The 21,154-nt window shown below is 68.3% G+C and carries 14 protein-coding genes; 2 read left to right on the top strand and 12 right to left on the bottom strand.

The features are described from left to right. Positions 1-23: 23 nt before the first annotated feature. The 6 genes from FHT26_RS17135 to FHT26_RS17160 all read right to left on the bottom strand — a co-directional run bounded on the left by FHT26_RS17135 (position 24) and on the right by FHT26_RS17160 (position 11,038). A complete protein-coding gene (locus tag FHT26_RS17135; RefSeq protein ID WP_168561318.1) occupies positions 24-371 on the bottom strand; it encodes a hypothetical protein in 348 nt (115 codons plus the stop codon). Between the two features lie 62 nt (positions 372-433). Next, complete coding sequence (locus FHT26_RS17140) at positions 434-727, bottom strand: hypothetical protein (protein WP_168561319.1); 294 nt, start codon at positions 725-727, stop codon at positions 434-436. A 2-nt stretch (positions 728-729) separates the two neighbouring features. Continuing rightward, positions 730-4,185 (bottom strand): RHS repeat domain-containing protein, encoded by a 3,456-nt coding sequence (locus FHT26_RS17145; RefSeq protein ID WP_168561320.1) that lies wholly within the window; start codon positions 4,183-4,185, stop codon positions 730-732. Next, positions 4,182-9,239, bottom strand: coding sequence for a choice-of-anchor D domain-containing protein (locus tag FHT26_RS17150; RefSeq protein ID WP_168561321.1), 5,058 nt, complete (start codon positions 9,237-9,239; stop codon positions 4,182-4,184). Before FHT26_RS17150 ends, FHT26_RS17145 begins: the two co-directional genes overlap by 4 nt. A 369-nt stretch (positions 9,240-9,608) precedes the next feature. Continuing rightward, on the bottom strand, positions 9,609-10,136 hold the full coding sequence (locus FHT26_RS17155) for an O-acetyl-ADP-ribose deacetylase (protein WP_168561322.1): 528 nt from the start codon (positions 10,134-10,136) through the stop codon (positions 9,609-9,611). Between the two features lie 32 nt (positions 10,137-10,168). Continuing rightward, the gene (locus tag FHT26_RS17160) at positions 10,169-11,038 is read right to left on the bottom strand and encodes an AraC family transcriptional regulator (protein ID WP_168561323.1); all 870 of its coding nucleotides are present in this window, start codon (positions 11,036-11,038) and stop codon (positions 10,169-10,171) included. 150 nt (positions 11,039-11,188) lie between these two features. Between FHT26_RS17160 and FHT26_RS17165 the strand changes: the two genes are divergently transcribed. Further along, positions 11,189-11,737, top strand: a complete 549-nt coding sequence (locus FHT26_RS17165) for a carboxymuconolactone decarboxylase family protein (protein ID WP_168561324.1) — start codon at positions 11,189-11,191, stop codon at positions 11,735-11,737. A gap of 9 nt (positions 11,738-11,746) precedes the next feature. Here the strand turns inward: FHT26_RS17165 and FHT26_RS17170 are convergent, their stop codons facing one another. After that, positions 11,747-14,626: a YncE family protein gene (locus FHT26_RS17170; RefSeq protein WP_210427445.1), complete on the bottom strand. Its 2,880-nt coding sequence runs from the start codon at positions 14,624-14,626 to the stop codon at positions 11,747-11,749. Between the two features lie 155 nt (positions 14,627-14,781). Between FHT26_RS17170 and FHT26_RS17175 the strand changes: the two genes are divergently transcribed. Continuing rightward, on the top strand, positions 14,782-17,400 hold the full coding sequence (locus FHT26_RS17175; protein ID WP_168561325.1) for a winged helix-turn-helix domain-containing protein: 2,619 nt from the start codon (positions 14,782-14,784) through the stop codon (positions 17,398-17,400). Positions 17,401-17,579: 179 nt separating this feature from the next. Here the strand turns inward: FHT26_RS17175 and FHT26_RS17180 are convergent, their stop codons facing one another. From FHT26_RS17180 to FHT26_RS17200, 5 genes are all read right to left on the bottom strand, one after another. Next, positions 17,580-18,188, bottom strand: coding sequence for a DUF938 domain-containing protein (locus FHT26_RS17180; RefSeq protein ID WP_168561326.1), 609 nt, complete (start codon positions 18,186-18,188; stop codon positions 17,580-17,582). Continuing rightward, positions 18,185-19,030, bottom strand: coding sequence for a PA4780 family RIO1-like protein kinase (locus tag FHT26_RS17185; RefSeq protein ID WP_168561327.1), 846 nt, complete (start codon positions 19,028-19,030; stop codon positions 18,185-18,187). The genes FHT26_RS17180 and FHT26_RS17185 overlap by 4 nt, the downstream gene beginning before the upstream one ends. Positions 19,031-19,049: 19 nt before the next feature. Further along, positions 19,050-19,832 carry an SDR family oxidoreductase gene (locus tag FHT26_RS17190; protein ID WP_168561328.1) on the bottom strand — a complete coding sequence of 261 codons (783 nt, stop codon included), beginning with the start codon at positions 19,830-19,832 and terminating at the stop codon, positions 19,050-19,052. Positions 19,833-19,948: 116 nt separating this feature from the next. Continuing rightward, entirely contained in the window at positions 19,949-20,908 is a 960-nt protein-coding gene (locus tag FHT26_RS17195; protein WP_168561329.1) for a LysR family transcriptional regulator, read from the bottom strand. Positions 20,909-20,917: 9 nt separating this feature from the next. Continuing rightward, a complete protein-coding gene (locus FHT26_RS17200; RefSeq protein ID WP_168561330.1) occupies positions 20,918-21,073 on the bottom strand; it encodes a hypothetical protein in 156 nt (51 codons plus the stop codon). Positions 21,074-21,154 lie beyond the last annotated feature (81 nt).

The following is a 21,154-nucleotide window of genomic DNA, read 5'->3' on the forward strand; positions in this document are numbered from 1 at the left end:
CGAAAGCGCTCATGACGTGGGATTCATACTGGCCGCCTGCGTTCGTCCTCCTCCAGGAGGATGTCCTGCAGACCTCCATTGAGTCGATGGCTTGCGCATGTCAACTCCAACCCGCTCTCTGCACCTTCGAGTGGCACGACTCCGTCCAGCATGCCCAGGATGTTGGAGGCGGTGTCTATAGCGATCTGTCGTATCACCTCGAAGAACACCTGACGCTGTTCGTCCGTCAAGCCACCGAAGAGTGCGATAGCGCGCTTCCAGTATTCACCTGACGCGGATCCAGGTTCGGTCTCGGAAAACTGCGCGCGATAGAGCGCAATGTTTTCGTCAATGACCGAAGACTGAAGACTTCTCACAAACTGTTGGGGCATCATTTCAATTCATTTCGTCGAGAAGGCTCGATGGAATGGCCAGACGCTGAGCGGCACGGCAATTACTTTTCGACAATCTTGATCACCTGGCCCTTTGCCACGATCCGCCCTTCCCACAGCAGCACATCCTTTCCTATGGTCAGCTTTGGATGCGCCAACTCGCGATAGAGAAACTTGACCGGCACTTCGTAGTCGGCGCCCAACTCAAGGCGCCGCCCTTCTAGCAGCAGCCGGCAGTCGAAGCCTTCATTGTCGACGACTAGCGGACAGGCATAGAACTGTCCTTGCACCGCTGTATTACGACCGCCCTCCGCAGTCGTCAAGAAGCGCACGTTGATGATGGCATCCGGCTTCATCGTTAGAACCCCGCTGGTTGCGAAGGAGAGTGATCAATCACACGCGGTACCAGCCCAGGCACGCGGTCCGTTGGGATGACCCAAGCTGGAATGCCTCGATCGACAGTCGCCGGCGACAAGCCTTTGAAGATGCTATTCGGAACATCCGTCCTGATGATCGTGTATGGCTGATTGCCGAACGCTTTGACAGCCTGCTTTGCATAGGCTGAAGCTTCGGGTGCCGAAGTCGTGAAGTACTTCCCTTCTGCCGACCCCAAATTTCTCAATGCACCTGTGGATCCGATATCGGCCAGCTCCTCAGGGCCGACTGCTCGGAACAATGAAGTTGATCCCTTTGCCACATCGGCGCCTGCTTTAACCGACTGCTTGAGCTCCCCAATCTCTGTCCCCGCTCCGGGAACGACGGCGGACATCGCGCCGAATATGACCGTCTCAATTCGAGCGTCTTGCGCGGCTCCCGGGCTCAGAAAGCGCCCCGTCATGTAATCGTATGGAATGTCGTCGATTGTCGTGACGTGGAATGCAGCCAAGGCGCGCGCGACGCTCTCCGCCACACCCACAGCTGCGGTTGCAATCCCGTTGCCAGTGGCTGCCGCTCGCAAGCGTTCAGAGGGCGATGGCTGGCTCGGGCCGATCGAGTCCTTCGAAGTATTGGCCGGCGTACAGGACTGCTCCGATCCAGAAGGTACCCCGCTCACCCGTCCGGCCCCCGCCGCAGCGGGCGAGGGACTTTCGTTGACGAACGTCGTGTCCCACATCCCTCCGCCATGATCGGCGAAGCCGTTGGTCGATGGGGACAGCCCCGTCGGGTCCGTGAACACCAATGCGTTGTTCAGCACGTAGCTGTAGCGATTGAACGCCTGCGCGTTGGCGGGATCCGGCACGGTCGGGTCAGCACTCGTGTGCCGACCGAGGATCGGGTCGTACATGCGCGCGTTCATGTTCACCAAGCCGAGCTGATCCAGCGTCTCGTGCCCGGTGTAGCCGCTGTGGTCCTCGGTGTTCTTCAGGCTGCCCCACAGCGGACCGGTGTCGTCCGTGCCGTCAGCGTTGCGCCGGCGCCCCCACGCGTCGTAGCTCATGCGCTGCAGCACCACTTGGCCCTGGTCGACGATCACCAACGTCGAACCGAGGTGGTCTGTCAGAAAGTAGCGCAGGTCGCGCGTGCCACTGGCCGTCGCGGCAATGTTGGTGCCACTGAACTCCTCTTCGATGAAGCCCAACCCCGACGGCATGGTGGTTCGGATCGTCGTCGTGTTGGCCGCTGCATCGATCTCCTTCTCGATGCCACCGCCATACCAGATCGTGCGGCTCGCCGCGCCTGGCGCGCCACCGCTCATCGGGCTCACCACCTGCCGCGTGCGCTCGTGTTCCGTGTTGTAGATGAAGGCCGTGCGCTGTACCGCGGTCGCGCCGTCGAGCTTGTCGATGCTCGACGCCATGTTGTACGAAGTCCAGGCGTAGCTGCGGGCCAGCCCGCTCGCCTGGTTGCCGATCGCGTCGTAGCTGAACACCGGGTTCGTGAGCCCGGCCACCGTGCCCGCCACCGCGCTCACTGCACTCGGCCCGGTGCTGCCAGCACCCGAAGGCGGGTAGCGGTAGATCCCCACGCCCGTCTTGCTCGTCAAATTGCCGATCGCGTCGTACGTAGCGCCGCGGGTCACGCCATTGACGGTGCTCGCGTTCAGGCGGTTCAGGTCGTCGTAGCCGAAGCTCTCGGCCAACACCGCCCCGCCGTTGGCCACCAGCTGGCTGCGGCTCGTCAGGTTGCCCAGCGCATCGTAGTCGTAGCTGTCGTTCTGGACGCTCGCATCACTGACCCCTGGCCCGCTGCGAATGCTCTCCAATCGACCGGTGTACAGGTTGTAGCCGCGCCTCGTCACCAAGCCGTTGCCCAGTTGCTCCTGAGTCGTGTGGCCTTCGGCATCGATCGCCTGGGCCTGCCACACGGTGCTGCTGCTGCTGCCGTCGTTGCGGTCGATCCGGTCGACGAAGCCCTGCGCGTTGTAGTGCTGTACGAAGGCGTTGGTCACGCCAGTGGCCCCCGCACCTCGGGCCGCGCGCTGGTGTGCCGTTGTCAGCGGTCGCCCGAAAGCGTCGTAGCCCACCGTGCTCGCATAGTCCCAGTCCAGGCTCGTCACCGTGCTGCTGGGCCGCCCCACCGCGTCGTAACTGTGCACACGGCGGTAGTCCTTTGTGCCGCCCGCCCAGGTGTAGGCCTCGGCCAGTTCGCCAGTCCCATGGGCGGCGGTGTCGTAGTCCCAACGGCTGTCCAGGTCGGGCTCCAGCCGTCGCGTCATGCGGCCCAGGTCGTCGAACTCGAAGGTCGTGCTCTGCTGCTTGGCATCCACCTGTTGACGCGTCTGGCCGACGGGATCCACCACATAGCTCCAGCGACCCAGGCTCGGGTCCGACAGCGAGGTCTTCCGTCCCATCCGGTCGTAGCCGATGGTGATCTGGTTGCCCTTCGGGTCGGTGGTGCGCGCGAGGGCGCCGAACGCCTCGTAGACGTAGCCCGTGGTCGCGTTGTAGCTGTCGGTGACCGCGCTCACCTTGCCGAGCGCATTGCGCAGCTCGGTGCGCGTCTGGTTGCGCGCGTTCGTGCTGGTGCGGCTCAACCCATGGTAGGCATAGCTGCTGGTGTCGTAGCTGCTGCCAGTCTTGTCGGGCGAGCGGAATTGCGTCACTCGGCCCAATGGATCGCGGGTGTCATACCAGGTCCACACAGCAGACGCACCGGCGAAATGCGGCCGTGAGATGCGCAGTACCCGCCCCAGTTCGTCATACACCTTCTCGCCGAGCACGGGCGTGCCGTCGAAGCCCCAGCTGCGCGTCAACACTTGGCGGCCGAGCGCATCGGTGAAGGTTTCGCTGGGCACCGCCGTCTGGCTCGCCTGGCCGGGGCCACCCCAGTGCTGCGTGATCGCCACCGTGAGCGCGCCGTTCAGGCAACTGTCCACGCACTGCCGGTACGCCATCGAAGTGGCAGTGCCATCGGGCCGGACCTCGCGAGTCTTGCGGCCCCAGCCGTCGTACTCCCAGCGGCTGACAAGCAGGTCGGGGTCGGTGGCTGTCAGCACCTGGCCGGTGACGGGATCGTGCGTGCTGGTGCTGATCTGCTGCTTCGCGTTCGTGCTGCGCTCGGCGTAGCGGTAGCGCGTGTCATACCCTGTGTCTTCGGTGCGCGCCTTCGCACCGCCCGTGAGCGGATCCTTCCAGCTCGTCGTGCGACTGGTCACCACGCCGTAATTCGGATGCGGCACGCTGACCGTCGTGACCGTGTAGGTGGCGTCGTCCGGCTCGACCGTCTGTTTGACCAACGTGCCGTAGGCGTCGTATTCGAATGCGACGGTGCGCGTGACAGGCTGGCCAAGCGTCTGCGCCTGCGTTGCAACGCTCAGCCCGAGCAGCGCCACCCGAAACGCGACGCGAATCATCTTGTTCTTAATCGCGCTCATGTGCACTTCCCCGTCTTGATCGTGCCGGTCAGGCGCACGGTGGCGGTCGTGAAATTCTGTCCCTGCACCTTCAGGTCGCCCGCTGCGCTGCCCGAGGTGCACCCGGTGACGAAGACCACGCCGAGCGTGCACGACGCCCCGGCCGCGAGTTGCTGCCCGTCGACCGGGCAGGTGCCGCCTTGTCGCTCGAACGACCAACCGCCCGAACCCGACGGGAACACCGTCGTCAACGGTGCGGGCGCCGATCCCGTGTTCGACAACGTCACCGTCCTCGCCACTGAGGTACGGTCCAATCCCTGCGCGCCATAGTCCAGCGCGGTCGGGCTCAACGTGATCGTCGTGTTGCTCGGCGCCGGCAGCACCGTCAGCGTCACCGAGATCGGCGGCACGCTGCCGCCCATCGACGACGTGCCGGTGATCGTGCCGGTGTAGGTGCCGGCAGTGGCCGGCGAATCGATCCGCACGCCGCTGCAGCTGCCGCCGCCGAGCTCCGACCAGGCCGGACACGTCATGGTCGTGCTGCCCAACGTCAGGCCGCTGCTGCTGAACGACAGGTTCAGCGTTGTCGGCGTCGGCGTGCTGTTGCGGTAGCTCGCATAAGCCACCGCCGGCGTGGGTGCCGTCGACGTGGCGCTGACCGGGGCACCATACGCCGTGAGGATCGGAATGACATAGCCGGTGCCCGAGACGCTGAAGGTGTTGCTGTTGTACGAGGCCGCGCTCATCGAGATGCCGCTGCCGCCCTGGCTCGTCGCCGCACTCGGCGCGAAGCTCACCGTCGCCGTGCAGCTGCCACCCGGCGCCACGTTGGCGCAGCCGCCGGTGTTCACGCTGAAGCCGGCCGGCAGGTTCGCGATGCCCGAATTGGCAGCCCAGTTGTAGGCCACGTTGCCATCGTTGACGAGCGTCAGGTTCTGCGAGGCCGAGTTGCCCACGCCCACGTTGCCGAAGGCCAGGCTCGTCGGGCTCCAGCGTGGCACCGCCGATTGCGTGGTCCACGTCACCGTCGTCGCAGCCGGTGCAGTGGTGGCGCCGCTCGGGGCAAAGGCCTGGCTCTGGCCGATGCCAGGCACATTGGTCGCCGCAGCGATCACCAGGTTGCAGCTCGCGCCCGCCGCCACGGCGCTGCAGCCGTTGCTTGCCACGCTCAGCGGCGCTGCCAGCGCCGGCGAGGCCAGGCTCATCGGCAGGTTGCCGTCGTTGCGGTAGGTGGCCGTCACCGTCTGCGCACCTCCGCCGTACCAGGTTGCGGGCACGACGAGGTTCGCCGCCGAGGTCAGCGTGGCGATCGTGCCAGTGCCGTTGCCCGCCACCGGGATCGCGAGGTTCACGCCATTCGCAAGGATGTAGCCCCCGTTGGCCCCGCCTTGCATGCGCGGATACGACCCCTGCACCTGCAGCGTGGCACCGATGCCGTTGGCGATCGCGGTCGGCTTGAAGCTCACGGTCACCGTGCAAGCCGCGCCCGCGGCGAGACCGCTGCCGCAGGTGTGCGTCAGCGCAAAGTCCCCCGGCTTCGCGCCGGTCAGCGCGATCGACAGGTTCGCGAGCGTGCCGCCATTCGTCGCGTTGTTGGTCAGCGTGAAACTCTGCGTCGCGCTGGTCGTGTTCATCGGCACGTTGCCGAACGACAGGCTGCCCACGCTCGGCGTGGTGCTCGCCATCGAGAAGCCATAGCTCTGCTGCACGGTGTAGGTCGTGCCGGTCGCGCCGACCACCTGGTAGCCGATCTGGTCGGTCGCCGTGTAGCTGCCCGGCGTGGCCAGGCCGCCGGTGCCGAAGAAGGTCTGGCACGACGCACCGGGCGCAAGCACGGTGCTGCCCGGCTGGCAGTAGCCGGCCTGGCCTTGCCACGACCACATGCCCGCCGGCCCGGCGGCGGTCGTGTGCGCGGTGACCAGCAGCGACACGCTGCTGTTGTTCTTGATCGTCGGCCAGTCGCCCGAGTCGGACGCTGCACCAACCGTGCCCCACTGCGTCGACACCGGCACGAAGACCAGCGGAGGCGGCGCCACCGTCAGCGACACCGCCTTCGATGCGGCGCTGCCCGCCGGCGACGGCGTGGCACTCAGCGTGCCGCCGTAGGTGCCGGCGGCCGCGCCCGAGGTCAGCACCACCGCGCCGCAGTCGGCGGTGTTCGCCGAGCAGTTGGCCGGGCCGTTCACCGTCATGCCCGCCGGCGCGGCGTACGCGATCGATGCGGCCACCGTCTGGCCGGTGTTGACGAGCGTGCAGCTCATCCACGCCAGCGCCGACATGGCCGCCGGGCTCGAGGTGTTGCACGCCGAGAAGGACAGCGCGGCCGGCGTCGCTGCCACGTCGCCCGCCTGTTGCGCCGACTTCGTCACCGTCGTCTTGCGCAACAGCCCGATCAGCCAGCTGGCCTGGAGGTTGTCGTAGGTGTTGCTGGTGACCGACGTGAAACTGTCGCCGCCGCTCACTGTTTCTGTGTTGGCGGTGACGTTCCCAAATGCATCTATTCCGTTGACCTGGCTGACGCTCCTCGCCATCGGCGAGCCGTCGAGGTCGCGCGTGACAGACGTTTTGCCAACGGTGTAGGGATGAAGCGCTCCACCAGTCGTTGCGAAAGCCGCGTACTGCGTGTCCGTCTGGCTCAGCACCACGCCATTGGCTTGTGTAGCCTTCACCTGACTGGGCATGCCGATGAAGGGGTCATCCTGCCGGAAGCTGGTGAGCTGCGTCGTCGCCGTCACGTTGTCGACCGCCGTGATGCTCTCGAAGCCGAGTGAGCCCAATCCCTGAAGATGATTGCGCAGTCCCTGGTAACGGTAGTCGGTGCTCAGCCATCCGCCCAGGGCGTTGCCACGGCGTTGCTGTGACACCAGCGGCGGACCACTGACGACGTTGCGGGCGGGGAATATCACGTCCGCACCGCGCGTGTACACCGTCGGGTCGCCCATGTGCTTGTAGCTGAACTGGTTCCGATTCCCTTCTCCGTCGGTCACGGCGGACAGCAGATCAGTGAAGCCGCCATTGCCCGCCAGCATCACGCGCCAGGTACCAGCGGATTCGATGTACGAGGCGCGGTCTGGAATCCCGTCGCCATTGAAGTCGCCGACGTAGGTGGCCGTGACGTCCGAAATGCTGCCCATGTTGGTCGGTGTCCAGGGCGTGCAGACCACATTCACGTCGCCCCCGAAGGTGGTGCCGGTCTTGTACGGCGCGCTTTCGCCAACCTGGCACACCTTGGCTCCGTTGCTCAAGGCGTCCACGCGACCGTCGCCGTCGTAGTCCAACATGTCCGACAGCAAGACCGATGCGCTGCTGTCCTGCACCAACGAGCACAGCAATTGCGTGCCAGTGGAGTGGCACACCTGCGTGGTGAAGACGCTGTTCAGGTTGTGTGCCTCGAAGGCGTCGGAATAACTGTCATAAGGGTCTCCGTTGTGATCACCAAGTTGCGTGGTGCCAGGGTTGGGGATCACGGGCAGGAAGAAGTTTGTCGCCCCCATCGGGCGGGACCACACCAGCCCTTGATCGCCCATCAGGTAGACACTGGCATCGCTGAAGCGTCCCGACTTCTGGGTGATGATGAAATCGGTGCGTCCATCGCCGTTGAAGTCGCCTGTGGTGCGAAGGATGTTCGGGCCGGTCTCGGAGTCGGTCTGGATGGCCGCCACGAAGTCGACGGCATCGATGACGCTGCAACCCCCGGTTCCCACCGCAAGGCACAACTTGGTTCCGCCTTTGTCCTGGCGGCGGTCCAACACGATGATGTCGTCGCGCCCGTCGCCGTTGAAGTCACCCACCAGGTTCGAGTTGACGCCCGAGGATTGGGCCGTCCAGGGGGTGCACGAGAACGAACTGCCGGTGGACAGGCAGATGGTCCAGCCCGGCCTGTTGGTGTCCGGCACGATGGCAAGGTCCGTGCGCCCGTCTCCGTTGAAATCGCCCTGCATCACCGGCAGCGAACCGCTGATCGGATTGACGCCGACGGCCGGCCCGGCCCAGGCTTGGCAATCGAAACGAGTGCGCCGAGACAGGCACATGCGCCAAATGCCATTGCCTTCGGAGCGCAGCAGATCCATCGCCCCGTCGCCGTCGAAATCGCCCATCAGCACTTGCGTCTGCGTCTGCTGGGTCTTGGTACCCAGTTGCACATTGGCCTGGGTGATGTTCTGCAGCGACGGCACCGGACCGCCCCAGTCGCCACTGCCCGCGGCGCTGAAGGTGTTCGCCGCGCTGTCGCGCACCGTCCAGTCGAAACGCGTCGCGGGCAGACAATTTCCTGCACCGTCGCAATCGCTGATGGTGTCGACCAGGCTGCGCCCATTCACCGGGTTCGTCTTGTACGCGATGCGGTAGTCGCGCGCCAACGTGCCGCCGCTGCCATCGGCCGCGGTCTCGATGCGCGTCTGGATGGCCACCAGCCGCTGCGTGCGGCTGAGCAGCGTGCCCGCCACGTAACCCTGCCACGGATCCGGTCGCGTTGCGTAAATGAAGTTGACCGCGTTGTACGGCACCAGTCCGCTTGCATCGTTGCCGGTGTAGCGGATGCGATCCGGATAGAACTCGCCGGCCGCGTTGTTCTCGACGTAATGCAGCGTGAAGTAGTTGCCGCGCCGATCTTGCGAGCGCGACAGCGCCCAACGAAGCACCTGCGTCGCCCCCTGCGCCTCGATCGTCGAATCGGCAGTGCCGCCGTAGGTCATTACCGCGCCGGTCTTCGGATACACCGTCCACGAGTCGGGGCCCTTGGCCGGATCGGAGCCGGTGGAGACGATCTTGCTGAATCCGTCGATGCGCGTTCGGTACTCTGCCGTCGCGCCGTGGGTGCCCAACACCAGCAACAAGCGCTGCCCGTCGAGACAGAACTGGTCGGCCGCCGTCAACGACACCGCAGTGCGCACGCCATCCGGAACGAAGGTCTTGCCACAGCGCGTGATGCTCGACTGCCCACCGAGCGACCAGCCACGCCCGAGGTAGCCCATCCCGGACTGGCTGCCATAGTGCAGCGAGACGCTCGGCGCGATGGCGGCCGTGCCGGGCGGCACGCTGATCTGCACCTCATAGGTCGCTACGCCAGCGTTCACCGAAGCCTTGCCAGCGAGGGCTCCGGCCACGGGCCCTGCCATGTTCGGCGGCTGGACGGCGACGGCGGTCTGTGCCTGCGTCGATCCCGCAGCAAATACCGCCAACGCCGTCACCCCTATCAGGCGAGCCGCAACCCGCGCAAACCACACCCGCGCCGTGCCATGCCGCAGCATGACGACATCGTCACTCTTGAACACTGGAATCCTCCCGAGGCCGCTCAGTCCGTACCGCCTCGCGTTTGTGAGCGAGGCTGGCCCGACCGGGGCCGCTTGTCAGGCGATGACGTCTGCATCGAGACGCACGCAACGTGCAGATCCTATCGAATCATCGGGATGCCGCCAGTCCTCTTTGAGGTGGATGCAACAAGTTCATCCATCATTTGAAGGATGCTCCTTGATGGCGCTGTCATAGACCGCCAGATCGCTCGCCGAGAAGCAGCAGAACACGACCTCCTCGACATCGGGAAACTGCGGCAGAAGTGCACGCATCGTGGTCACGGCCACCCGAGCAGCCAACTCGACCGGATACCCGTAGATGCCGGTGCTGATGCTCGGGAACGCCAGCGACCTGACGCCCTTCGAAGCGGCGACGTCGAGCGACCTCCGGTAGCAGGACGCCAGCAGGTCCGCCTCACCGTGCCCACCGCCACGCCAGACCGGCCCGACGGTGTGGACGATGTACTTCGCCTTCAGCCGATGGCCTTTCGTCAGCTTCGCATCGCCCGTCTTGCAGCCGCCCAGCAGCCGGCATTCATGGAGGAGCTCCGGCCCGGCTGCGCGGTGGATCGCTCCGTCGACGCCACCGCCTCCCAGCAGTGACGAATTCGCGGCATTGACGATCGCGTCGACGGCCAGGGTCGTGATGTCGGCGCGAATGGCGCGGAGTGTCGCGGTCATGGGAGCAAGTCTACCGATGGCCCGGCAACACCTCAGCCACGGTCCTGCTCCAGCCAGTGACGCGGCGAGTGTCCCACCCGCTGGCTGAACAGGCGCGACAGCGCCGACGCGCTCGCATACCCCAGCTCATCGGCGATCGCCTTGACCGAGCGGCCCTCGCGCAACTGCGCCTGCGCCAAGCTGAGCCGCCAGTCGGCCAGGTAGCCTGCCGGCGGCTGGCCGACCGCGGTCTTGAACGCGACGGCGAAGGCGCTGCGCGACATGCCCGCCTCGCGCGCCATCGCGGCCAGGCTCCATGGCTCGCCCGGCGCGTCGTGCAGCGCCACCAGCGCGCGCGCCAGCCGTGGGTCCGACAGCCCCGTCAGCAGCCCCTGCGGCATGCCGGCCTCGGCCGGGTGGTCGATCAGCCAGCGCAGCAGCTGGATCAGCACCACCTCGAACAGGCGATCGGCCAGCAGGCGCTGCCCGCAGCGCAGCCGCTCGGCCTCGCTGAACAGCAGCGCGAGCGCCGGCTCCAGGCCGTCGACCTGCGACAACGGCAGCACGATCAGCGGCGGCAACGCCCGCACCAGCGGGTTGCGCTCGCCGCCATCGAACTCCAGCTCGGCGCAGACGAAATCCGAGCCGTCCACCGGCGGATTGCGGAACGCATGCGACAGCGGCCGCGGGTAGAACAGCAGCGTCGGCTCGGCGACGACGATGCGCCGCCTCAGTCGCGTCGTCGCGCCATGGCGCAGCTCCATCTCGCCGCGCCGCATCACGTGCAGGAAGCCGCGGCCCGCCACCGCCGGAAAGTGCGTGGTGCCGCACAGCGGGCCCTGGTGGAACAGCCGCGCGCGCACCTTGAAGCGCTCCAGCAGGCTGGACAGGCGGTCGATCGGGGCCGGGTCGGGTGGGCTCATGGGGCGACAGTGGTGAAGGGCGCGACCTGGACGATCAGTCATGTCGTCAGGACGATAGGTGCCCAATAGTACGGCTTCACGACGCACACTGGCGACCAGCAGCTGCCGAACCTCTTTCACCCCGACTTCGAACCCTCCAAGGAAACCACCATGTCCCGCGTTCAACTCATCGACCCCAAGACTGCCAACGGCGAGCGCAAGCAGGTGCTCGACCAGATCCAGGCCGCCTTCGGCACCACGCCGGCGATGTTCCGCGCCGTCGCCAACTCCAGCGCCGCGTTGAAGAGCCTGTGGGGCAGCTTCGGCGCGTTGGGCGGCGGCTCGATCCCGGCGAAGCTCGGCGAACAGATCGCCGTCGCGGTGGCCGACCGGAATGCCTGCGAGTACTGCCTCGCCGCCCACACCGCCCTCGGCCGCAAGGCCGGCGCCACCAGCGAAGAAATGACCGCGGCACAGCACGGCGAATCGGTCGACCCGAAGACGGCCGCCGCGCTGCGCTTCGTGCTGAAGCTGGTCAACGAGCGCGGGCAGGTCGGCGATGCCGATGTGCAGGCGCTGCGCGGCGCGGGCTTCGACGACGAACAGGTCGTCGAGATCGTCGCCCACGTCGCGCTGAACCTGTTCACCAACTACGTCAACGTGGCCCTCGCGGTGCCGGTCGATTTCCCGGCCGTCAAGCTGCGCCGCAGCACAGCCTGACGTTCCCCCTCAGGAGTCGTATGCGATGCGCGCCCCCGACCCCGGGGGCGCGCAGGTGTACGTCGCCTCCTGCCCCGGCACCGTCGCCAGCGCCCGCACGGCCGCATCGCTGCGCTGGCTGCCGTCGGACGCGACGAAGGCCTGCGCGGTCGGGTTGTAGAGCAGCCCGCGCGACACGCCGGCCTCGACGATGCGCACCACCAGGCTGCACTCGGTGGTCGCGCCGCCCAGGTCCTTCGACGTGAACGGCGTGGCCGCGCGCTGCAGCAGCAGGTTGATGCGGCCGGCCACCGCCGCGGCATTGCCGCTGTTCAGCGTGACCTGCTGCCCGACGATCGGCGCGAGGTCGCTGTCGAAGGCCATCATGAAATCGACCACGTCGCGCCGCGTCGCATCCGGGTCCACGATCGGGAAGCCGACGGTGAGCTGCGGGTTGAACACCTTGGCGGTGAAGAAGCGGAACAGCGTGTCGACCGAGCCGTCGTTGACGAAGCCGAAACCGCGCACCTGGTCGCCCAGGAAGCCGGTGTCGGGCGCGCCGAAGAACTCCACCCGCGGCGCGCCGAACATGCCGACCTTCTGGTACATGTTGCGCAAGTGCGGGATCTTCACGATCTGCGTGATGCCCTCGAAGCTGGCGCGCCCGCCGGTGCCGAAGAAGCCGTTGGCCGGATCGAGCCGGTGGCAGCCTTCGCAGGTGAACGCCGTCTGGTTCGGCACCAGCCCGCCGAGCGCGCCGAGGTCGATGCCGTCCGATGGCCGCGTGCCGCTGTAGAAGCTGCGCCCGCGCTGCTGCGGTGCGGTCAGCGTGTTGTCGAGCTTGCGGATCGGGTTCGGCGGCAGCATCACCGGCAGCTGGAAGTCGGCGAACTGCTGCATCTCGGCCTCGCTCAGCGGCGCGGTGCCGCCGAGCAGTCCTTCGAAGGCCACCGCGAAGTTCTTGAACGACAAGGTGCTGTCGGTGCCGCTGCTGCCGAACAGCCCGGTCGCCCGGTCGCCACGCCAGTGCATCGCGCCGGAGTTGCGCATGCCGCGCAGCGTCTGCGTCGTCATCGGCCCCTTCATCGGGTGGAATTCGTTGGCGTTGTCGCTGCCGTTGACCGGCGACTTGACGCCGAACAGCACCTTGCCGAGCGTGATCTCCAGCGGCGACGCCAGGTTCTTCACGATCGGGTTGTTGGTGACGCGGTCGTCGGGGTTGCCGAGGTCCCACGCCAGGTCGTCGGTGTCGCCGAAGGTGTGGCAGCTCGCGCACGAGGCCTCGCCGTTGGCCGAGAAGCGGCGCGCGTCGTACAGGAACGGCCGGCCGGTGCGCACCGCGGCCGGCTCGGGGTTCTTCATCGCGACCGACGACAGCGTCGCGCGCGTGGCCAGGTCGACCACCTTGAGCGCGTTGTCGAAGCGCGTGGTGACGTAGAGGCGGCCGCGCGCCTCGTCGAGCACCAGCCCGCTCGGGCCGCCGCCGGCCAGCTCGATGTAGCGCGCGCTCGCGCTGCGCGGGTCGAAGCTGTCGTTCTCGAGCGAAGCGGTGTCGAACACGCCGATGCGGCTCGATCCGAAGGCCGCGACGTACAGCGTGCGGCCGTCGCCGGTGACCGCCATGTCGAGCGGCATCGCCAGCGAATGGTTCTTCATCGTCCAGTCGAAGCCCGGGTTGGACGGCAGCTTCGAATAGTCGATGTGCTTGTTCAGGTGGCGCGGCGACACGTTGGCGCCCGCCAGCACGGTGATGCGCGTCTGCGCCAGCTTGCCCTGCACCGTGTGGCCGGCGTAGGTGCCGGGGCCTTCGAAGCGGGCTTCGTTGATGGCCTCGGTGTTCGACACGTAGACCGCGCCGCTGACCGGATTGGTCACCATGTTGAACAGCACCGTGCCGACGCCCGACCAGCTGGTCTTCTGCGCCAGCGTGTTGGCATCGACGGCGAACACGTCGCGGTCCGGCAGGCGGAACTGCACCGCGTTGTTCCAGTTGCGATGCAGTTCGTCTTCCCAGCGTCCGGTGGCCTTGTTGAACTTGACGATCAGGCCGACCTCCGGCGCCTGCCTGCCTTCGAAGTTGGTCTTCGGGCCGGGGTTGCCGCCGGGCATGATCTTGAAGTTGGGCCCGAGGCAGGGGAGGTTCGGGTTGAAGCCGCCGCAGATCACGCCGGCCAGCAGCGTGGTGGTCTGGTTGCCCGACTTGAAAGCAGCAACGTAGACCGTGCTGCGGTCGGGGCTCACCGCCAGGGCGCGCGGCGTGTCGCTGAAGAAGCTCATGATGCGCAGAGGCAGGCCGCCGAACGCGCTGCCGAGGTTCGCCGGGTTGAACACCCACACGTCGGCCCGGCCGATGCCGGGCGTCGTCAGCTGCGGGTCGCCGGCGCCGGGCACGCCGGCGAGCGACGGGTCGCTGCGCTGCTGCCCGCGGTGCGCGGTGGTGATGAAGGCGCGCTCCGGGTTGCCGGCGAACACGACGTCGCGCGGCTCGTCGCCGACCAGCAGCGTGCGCACCACCCGCGGCGTGCCGCCGAGGTCGACGATGCTGACGCTGTCGGACAGGTGGTTGACGACCCACACCTCGGTGTTGCCACGCACCGCGACCGACACCGGCTCCAGCCCGACCGGCACCCGCGCGACGAGCTGCGGCGCGGCCCCGGCGATGTTGAAGACGTCGAGCGTGTTGTTGGGCGTGTTCGCGACGAACAGCCGCGTGCGGTCGGGCGACATCGCCATCGGCCGCACCGGGCCGCTTTCGAACTGCATGAACGACGGCGCCTGGGCCTGTGCTGGGGCGGACCAGAGCGCCGTGCACAAGGCCATCGCGAACGCCAACGACGACAGCAATGACGACAGCAACGAGGACAGGATGGGCCGCGGCCTGCCCCGACCCGGCATGGGATGCGCTTGCATGTGGTGTCTCCTTGTTTCTTTGTTGGATGCGGGCTGCCCCGACGGTGGCTCGCGGCTGGATCGTAGGGAGCGGCCGCCTGCCGCGCCCCCTCCGCCGGGAGGGGGCGCTACACTCCCGCGCCCCTGCCAGGGTTCACCCTTCCCGGCCGCCCGCGATGTCAGAAACGACGATCGAGCCCCCGCTGCTGGCGCCCTCCAGCGTCTCGCGCCCTGCCCTGATGGCGCGGCTCGATGCCGCGTCCAAGCTGCGCCTCGTGCTGGTGGCCGCGCCGGCCGGCGCCGGCAAGACGAGCCTGCTGACCCAGTGGTTCCGCCAGCGCCGGCAGCGGCGGACGGTGGCGTGGCTGACGCTCGACGGCCCGCTGTCCGGCCCGCAGGCCCTGGCCGCGCGGCTGCTGGCCAGCCTGGCCGCGGCCGGTGTGCAGCCCGCCTCGGCGCCCGCTGCGGAGAGCGCCGCGCCGGTCTTGCAAGGCCTGCTCGCGCAGCGCAGCGGCGAGCTGCTGATCGTCATCGACGACGTGCACCACGCGCAGGACGCGCGCTGCCTTGCCTTGCTCGATGCGTTGCTGGCCGCCTGCGCGCCCGGTGTGCACTGGGTGCTGTCGGGCCGCTGCGTGCCGGCGCTGAACCTGCCGGCCTGGCGGCTGCGCGACCAGCTGGAAGTGCTGGACGGCGGCGACCTCGCGTTCGACGCCGCACAGGTCGTGCAGCTCGGCCGCAAGCTGATGGCCGAGCCGCTGAGCCGGGCGCAGGCTGAGCGCCTGCTGGAGACCACGCAGGGCTGGACGGCCGGCGTCAAGCTCGGGCTGCTGGCGCTGGCGGCCCGCCCGCACGAGGCCGGCGGGCTGGATGCCGCACTCGGCGATTTCGACGGCGGCCATGTCGACCTGGCCGCCTACCTGCAGCGAGAGGTGCTGAGCGAGCAGGACGCGCCGATGCAGGAGTTCCTGGTGTCGACCAGCGTCGTCGATGCGATGACCGGCGAGCTGTGCGATGCGCTGCTCGGCCGCGACGGCGCGCAGGCGGTGCTCGAGAAGCTTGAGCGCAGCCAGCTGTTCGTCGCCGCGCAGGACAGCCACGGGCTGACCTTCCGCTACCACCCGCTGTTCCTCGGCTTCCTGCGCAGCCGGCTGGCGGCCGACCCGGCGCGCCAGCGCGCGTTGCACGCCCGCGCCAGCCATTGGTATGCCGCGCAGCTGCGCTTCGCCGAGGCGCTCACCCATGCCTTCCAGTCCGGCGAGCCGGCGTGGTGTGCCGAGCTGATGGAGCGCGCCGCCGCGCGCTGGCAGCAATCGGGCGACATCGCCGAGGTGGTGCGCTGGTGCGAGCGGCTGCCGCGGCAGCAACTGCTGGCCCGGCCGGCGCTGGGTGTGACCTTCACCACCTGCCTGGTGCTGTGCCGCCGCTTCGACGAGGCGCGCGCGATGCTGCGCCACCTGGCCGCGGATCCTGCGACGCACGAGGGCGCGCCATTCGGCTTCCACCTGCGCACGCTGCAGCAGATCCTGCAGGCGCTGCTCGGCGAACCGGCGGCACTGGTCGACGAGGCGCCGGCGGCCGACGAGAGCGACGGCGATGCGCAGCTGCGCGGGCTGCAGCTGGTCAACCGGGCGTATGCGCTGTTCTGCGCACACCGCTTCGATGCCGCGTGGCGACTCGCGATGCGCGCGCGCGAGATCCTGCAGCCGATCAGCCCGTACGGCGAGGGCTATGCCAGCAGCCTGCTGGCGCTGGTGGAGCGGGCAAAGGGCGACTTCGGCTCGGCCGCGCGGCGCGTGGAAGCGTTGTGGTCCGGCGCGCGCAACGGCCCGCGCAATGCGGCATGGGCGAATGCGGCGACCGCGCTCGCGGTGCTGCGCTACGAGACCAACCGCCTGCCCGAAGCGCGTGCGCTGTGCGAGGAACTGCTGCCGCTGGTGGAAGCCGGCGGCACCTACGAGACGCTGGTGGCCGCCACGCGCACGCTGGCCCGCGTGCATGCCGCCGAGCACGAGCCCGAGGCCGCGATGCGGCTGCTCGACTACCTGCACGGCGTGCTCGGCGGCAGCCACGAGCGGCGCTTCGCGGCGCAGGTCGGCTTCGACAAGGTGCGGCTGTGGCTCGCCATCGACGAGCCGGTGCGGGCGCGCGACTGCGCGGCGGAGTTCGGCATCGGCGATGGCAGCGAGTGGCGAGAGACGCGGCCGTACGACGAAGCCTGGGAGCGGCGCGGCATGGCGCACGCTGCGCTGCTGTCGCACGCGCAGCGGCTCGACGAGGCCCGCGCGGTGCTGCAGGTGCTGCGAGGCAGCGCCGAGGCGGCGGGTCATGTGCTGCGCCTGCATGCCATCGAGGCTGCGCTGGCCAGCAACCTGTGGGAGGCCGGCACGCGCGACGAGGCGCTGCAGTGCCTGCACCGGTCGCTGTTGCGTGCGCGCGGCCATGCGCCGTCGCGCAGCTGGTTCGACGACAACCCGCGCTTCCACGAGGTGCTGGTGGCCGCGCTGCAGGTGCCGACGATGCGCAGGCTGATGCCCGAGCATGTGCTGCGGGTGTTCGGCGCCGCGCTCGGGCGCGGCGAGGCGCGGCCCGCGCATGCGGTGGATGCGCTGACCGCGCGCGAGCTGGAGGTGCTGGCGCTGCTGGCCCAGGGCTTGAGCAACCAGCAGATCAGCGCGCGGGCACAGATCTCGTTGACCACCGTGAAGTGGCACGTGAAGAACATCTTCGCGAAGCTGGGGGTGGGGACGCGGGTGGGGGCGTTGGTTCGGGCGCGTGCTTTGCGCCTGGTCTAGCGCGCGTCGCGGGGGGTGAGGCTGTGCACAGCGAACGAAGTGAGCGGAAGGAGTTTCGGCGACGGGCCATGAAGCCAGTCAGCGCAGGGAAGTCATCGGCCCCGCCAGGGTCGATGACCGCCCCCGACGGCGCGCCACAGCCTCCCCACCCGCGCCTTTGCACCTCAAGACACCCAAGCTCAACCAGCAAAACCCCAAACCAACAGAAGGTTGTTGGTCGGCATCGCCACCCGCTCCCGCAGCACCAGCCCGGCCTGCGCCGCCTCGTGCTCGACGTCCTCGCGACGGCGCAGGCCCCAGCCGGCGTTGCGCATGCGCAGGTCGACATCGAAGCCCAGGTTGCCCGGCGATGTCGGCACGCCATCTTCGAGGTACGGCCCGTAGGTGATCAGCACACCCCGCGGCGACAGGTGCCGCGCCGCGCCATGCATCAGCCCGCCACAGCATGCCCACGGCGCGGCATGGATCATGTTGGCGCAGTAGACGGCGTCGACCTGCGCCGGCACGCCCGGCCACTCGGGCGACAGCACATCGAGTTGCAGCGGCGTGCGCACGTTGTCGATCCCCGCACACCACCTGCCGATCGACGGCAGCGTCTCGGCATTGAAATCGCTCGGCTGCCACTGCCAGCCCGGTAGCCCCGGCGCGCAATGCGCCGCATGCTGGCCGGTGCCGCTGGCGATCTCCAGCAACAGCCCGTGCGGCAGCAGCAGGCGTTGCAGCTCGGCCAGGATCGCCGCACGGTTGCGCTCGGCGGCAGGGCTGTGGCGACGCGGGTCGGCGCTCATGGGGCACTCATCCGCAGTGCGCGCGCCGCTTCTTCCAGCCGTGCATCCTCGATCTCGCGCAGTACGCCCGACAAATCGACCGCACCGGCGCGCTGCTCATAGCGGCCGGTCAGCGCGACGCCCGGCGCGAGCAGCCCACCGGCATACAGCGACCACATCTCCGGCCCGTACTGCGTGCCCAGCAGGCGCGGCGCGAACCGGCCGAAGAAGTTGCGCAGGTTGTCGACATCGCGCATCAGCATGCGCGGCGCGTGGTTGTTGCCGGCGGCGTCCACCGCCTGCGGCAGGTCGATGATCACCGGGCCGTCGGCGGCCAGCAGGATGTTGAACTCCGACAGGTCGCCGTGGATCACGCCGGCGCACAGCATGCGCACCACCTCGCCGATCAAGCTCGCATGGTGCTGCAACGCCAGCGCCTCGGTGAACTGCAGGTCGTTCAGCCGCGGCGCGGCATCGCCCCGCTCGTCGGCCACCAGTTCCATCAGCAGCACGCCATCAAGAAAATTGTGCGGCTTCGGCACGCGCACACCCGCTGCCGCCAGCCGGTACAACGCGTCGACCTCGGCGCTCTGCCACGCAGCCTCCTGCTGCTCGCGGCCGAACGCCGTGCCCTTGGCCATCGCCCGCGCCTGGCGGCTGTTGCGCACCTTGCGGTTCTCGGTGTAATCCACCGCCTGCCGGAAGCTGCGCTTGTGCGCCTCCTTGTAGATCTTGGCGGCGCAGGTCTCGTCGCCGCAGCGCACGACGTACACATCGGCCTCCTTGCCACTCTTGAGCTGGCGGACGACGCTGTCGACCAAGCCTTCGGCAACCAGGTTCTGCAGGCGGGCGGGAATTTTCATCGGGCCATTTTCAGGCCATTCAGATCCCCTGCTTCGTCGGCATGATCACCACCTGCTGCAGGTTCACGTGCTTCGGCTGCGCAACGATGAAGCCGACGCTCTCCGCCACGTTCTCCGGCTGCAGGAACTCCATCGTCTTCTCGGCACCGGCCAGCCAGTCCTTCGCGCCCTGGAAGGTCACGTGGCCCTGCAGTTCGGTCGCGACGATGCCCGGCTCGATCATCGACACCCGGATGTTCTTCGGCCCGAGCTCGATGCGCAGGTGCCGCGTCAGGTGGCTCACGTAGGCCTTGGTCGCGGTGTAGACCGCGAAGTACGGGTAGAGGTACTGGCCGGCGATCGACGAGGTGTTGACCAGGTCGACCGTCGCGCCTTCGGCCGCGGCCTGCACCAGCTGCGGCACGAAGGCGTGGATCACGCGCATCACGCCGGTCACGTTCAGGTCGATCTGCTGTTCCCACTCGCCGAGCTTTCCGTCGTCGATTGCGCCCGGCAGCATCACGCCGGCATTGTTGAAGACGAGGTCGGCCCGGCCCCAGGTCGATGCGACGCGCGCCGCGGCCGCCGCCACCGAGGCCTGGTCGGTCACGTCGACCGGCACCGCGATGGCCTCGCCACCGGCCGCGGCGATCTCGGCCACCAGCCCGTCGAGGGCCTGCTGGCGGCGTGCCATCACGGCCACCCTGGCGCCGCGCGCGGCGAGCAGAAGCGCCGAGGCGCGGCCGATGCCGCTCGAGGCGCCGGTAACGACCGCAACGCGGCCGGCCAGTTGGGAAGCGAAGGGGTTCGAGGCGATGGTCATGGGATTCGTCCTTGGGTTGGGCGCCGCGACGGCGACGCATGGACCGCACTGTAGGAATCGAGTCCCAACCTGGGTAGTCCGCCAAAGCCGTTACTTTGACAACCCTCGGTTTCGAATCAGCGGCGTGCCCTGCGCACGCGCCGCGCCAGCGAACGCAGTTCGGCCGGCGCGATCGAGAACTGCCGGCTGTCGCGCAGCCACGCGGTGCTGAAGTCGATGAAGCGGCGCACGCGGCCCGGCATGTCGGCGCGCTGCGCGTAGTACAGGTAGAGCCCCATGCGCTCGCTGACGTGCTCCGTCAGCACCGGCACCAGCCGGCCGTCGCGCAACGCGGCCGCGGCGTTGATGCTGTCGACCTGCCCGAGGCCGATGCCGGCCAGCACCGCCAAGCAGTCGGCCTCGGGTTCGCTGCTGCACAGCACCGCCGTCACGTGCTGGAACACCGTGCTGCCGTCGACCTCGAACTCCCAGGGCATCGGCCGGCCGGTGCCCGGCTGGCGGTACGCGGTGCAGCGGTGCTGCAGCAGGTCCTGCAGCTGCTGGGGCGCCGGGTGCTGCGCCAGGTAGGCCGGCGACGCGCAGGCGATCTGCTGGACGGTGAACAGCCGGCGCGCGATGACCTGCGCGTCGGGCGGACTGCCGGCACGAAAGCCGACGTCGATGCGCTCGCCGACCAGGTCGGTGAACCGGTCTTCGAGCAACAGGTCGATCTGGATCGCCGGGTGCTGCGCCTGGAAATCCGCCAGCATCGGCACCAGCACCTTGCGCGCCGTCGCGCCGGCGGCGCTGACCCGCACCAGCCCTTCGTCGTTGCGCGCGGCGCTGCGCGCGCGCGTCAGCGCATCGACCAGCCCGTCGAGGTTCGGCCGCGCCGAATGCAGCAACCGCTCGCCTTCTTCGGTCAGCGAGTTCTTGCGCGTCGTGCGGTGGAACAGCCGCACGCCCAGGTGCTGCTCGAGCTGGCGGATGGTCTTGCTGACCGCCTGCGGCGTCGTGGCCTGCGCCTGCGCGGCCTGGTTGAAGCTGCCCAGCTCGGCCACCCGCACGAAAGTCGACAACGCTCGCAGTTCGTCCATGCCACGAGCCTACCGCAGCATCCGGCGCCGCCGTCGCGGCCGCGTCGCGGCGAGCACCCGGTTCAGACGCAGCAGGACGGCGTCGAGACCGGTGCGGTTGCGCGGTACCGACGCAACGAAGCGACATGGTGCGTCGCAGTTGGTCTTCTTCTTGCTCTCGAACACGATTCTGTCCGGTCCGGCGCCCGCCGGCACCGCCGGGCGCCCTTGAGCACGGCGCGCGGATTCCTTTCACCGCTCGCCATC

Origin of the sequence: Rhizobacter sp. SG703 (genome assembly GCF_012275445.1) — a bacterium.
Classification (GTDB): domain Bacteria; phylum Pseudomonadota; class Gammaproteobacteria; order Burkholderiales; family Burkholderiaceae_C; genus Rhizobacter.

Bases quoted from the DNA above. Each gene is read 5' to 3' on its own strand.
- FHT26_RS17135 (WP_168561318.1), bottom strand. From the start codon at position 371: ATGCCCCAACAGTTTGTGAGAAGTCTTCAGTCTTCGGTCATTGACGAA.
- FHT26_RS17140 (WP_168561319.1), bottom strand. From the start codon at position 727: ATGAAGCCGGATGCCATCATCAACGTGCGCTTCTTGACGACTGCGGAG.
- FHT26_RS17145 (WP_168561320.1), bottom strand. From the start codon at position 4,185: ATGAGCGCGATTAAGAACAAGATGATTCGCGTCGCGTTTCGGGTGGCG.
- FHT26_RS17155 (WP_168561322.1), bottom strand. From the start codon at position 10,136: ATGACCGCGACACTCCGCGCCATTCGCGCCGACATCACGACCCTGGCC.
- FHT26_RS17160 (WP_168561323.1), bottom strand. From the start codon at position 11,038: ATGAGCCCACCCGACCCGGCCCCGATCGACCGCCTGTCCAGCCTGCTG.
- FHT26_RS17165 (WP_168561324.1), top strand. From the start codon at position 11,189: ATGTCCCGCGTTCAACTCATCGACCCCAAGACTGCCAACGGCGAGCGC.
- FHT26_RS17170 (WP_210427445.1), bottom strand. From the start codon at position 14,626: ATGCAAGCGCATCCCATGCCGGGTCGGGGCAGGCCGCGGCCCATCCTG.
- FHT26_RS17175 (WP_168561325.1), top strand. From the start codon at position 14,782: ATGTCAGAAACGACGATCGAGCCCCCGCTGCTGGCGCCCTCCAGCGTC.
- FHT26_RS17180 (WP_168561326.1), bottom strand. From the start codon at position 18,188: ATGAGCGCCGACCCGCGTCGCCACAGCCCTGCCGCCGAGCGCAACCGT.
- FHT26_RS17185 (WP_168561327.1), bottom strand. From the start codon at position 19,030: ATGAAAATTCCCGCCCGCCTGCAGAACCTGGTTGCCGAAGGCTTGGTC.
- FHT26_RS17190 (WP_168561328.1), bottom strand. From the start codon at position 19,832: ATGACCATCGCCTCGAACCCCTTCGCTTCCCAACTGGCCGGCCGCGTT.
- FHT26_RS17195 (WP_168561329.1), bottom strand. From the start codon at position 20,908: ATGGACGAACTGCGAGCGTTGTCGACTTTCGTGCGGGTGGCCGAGCTG.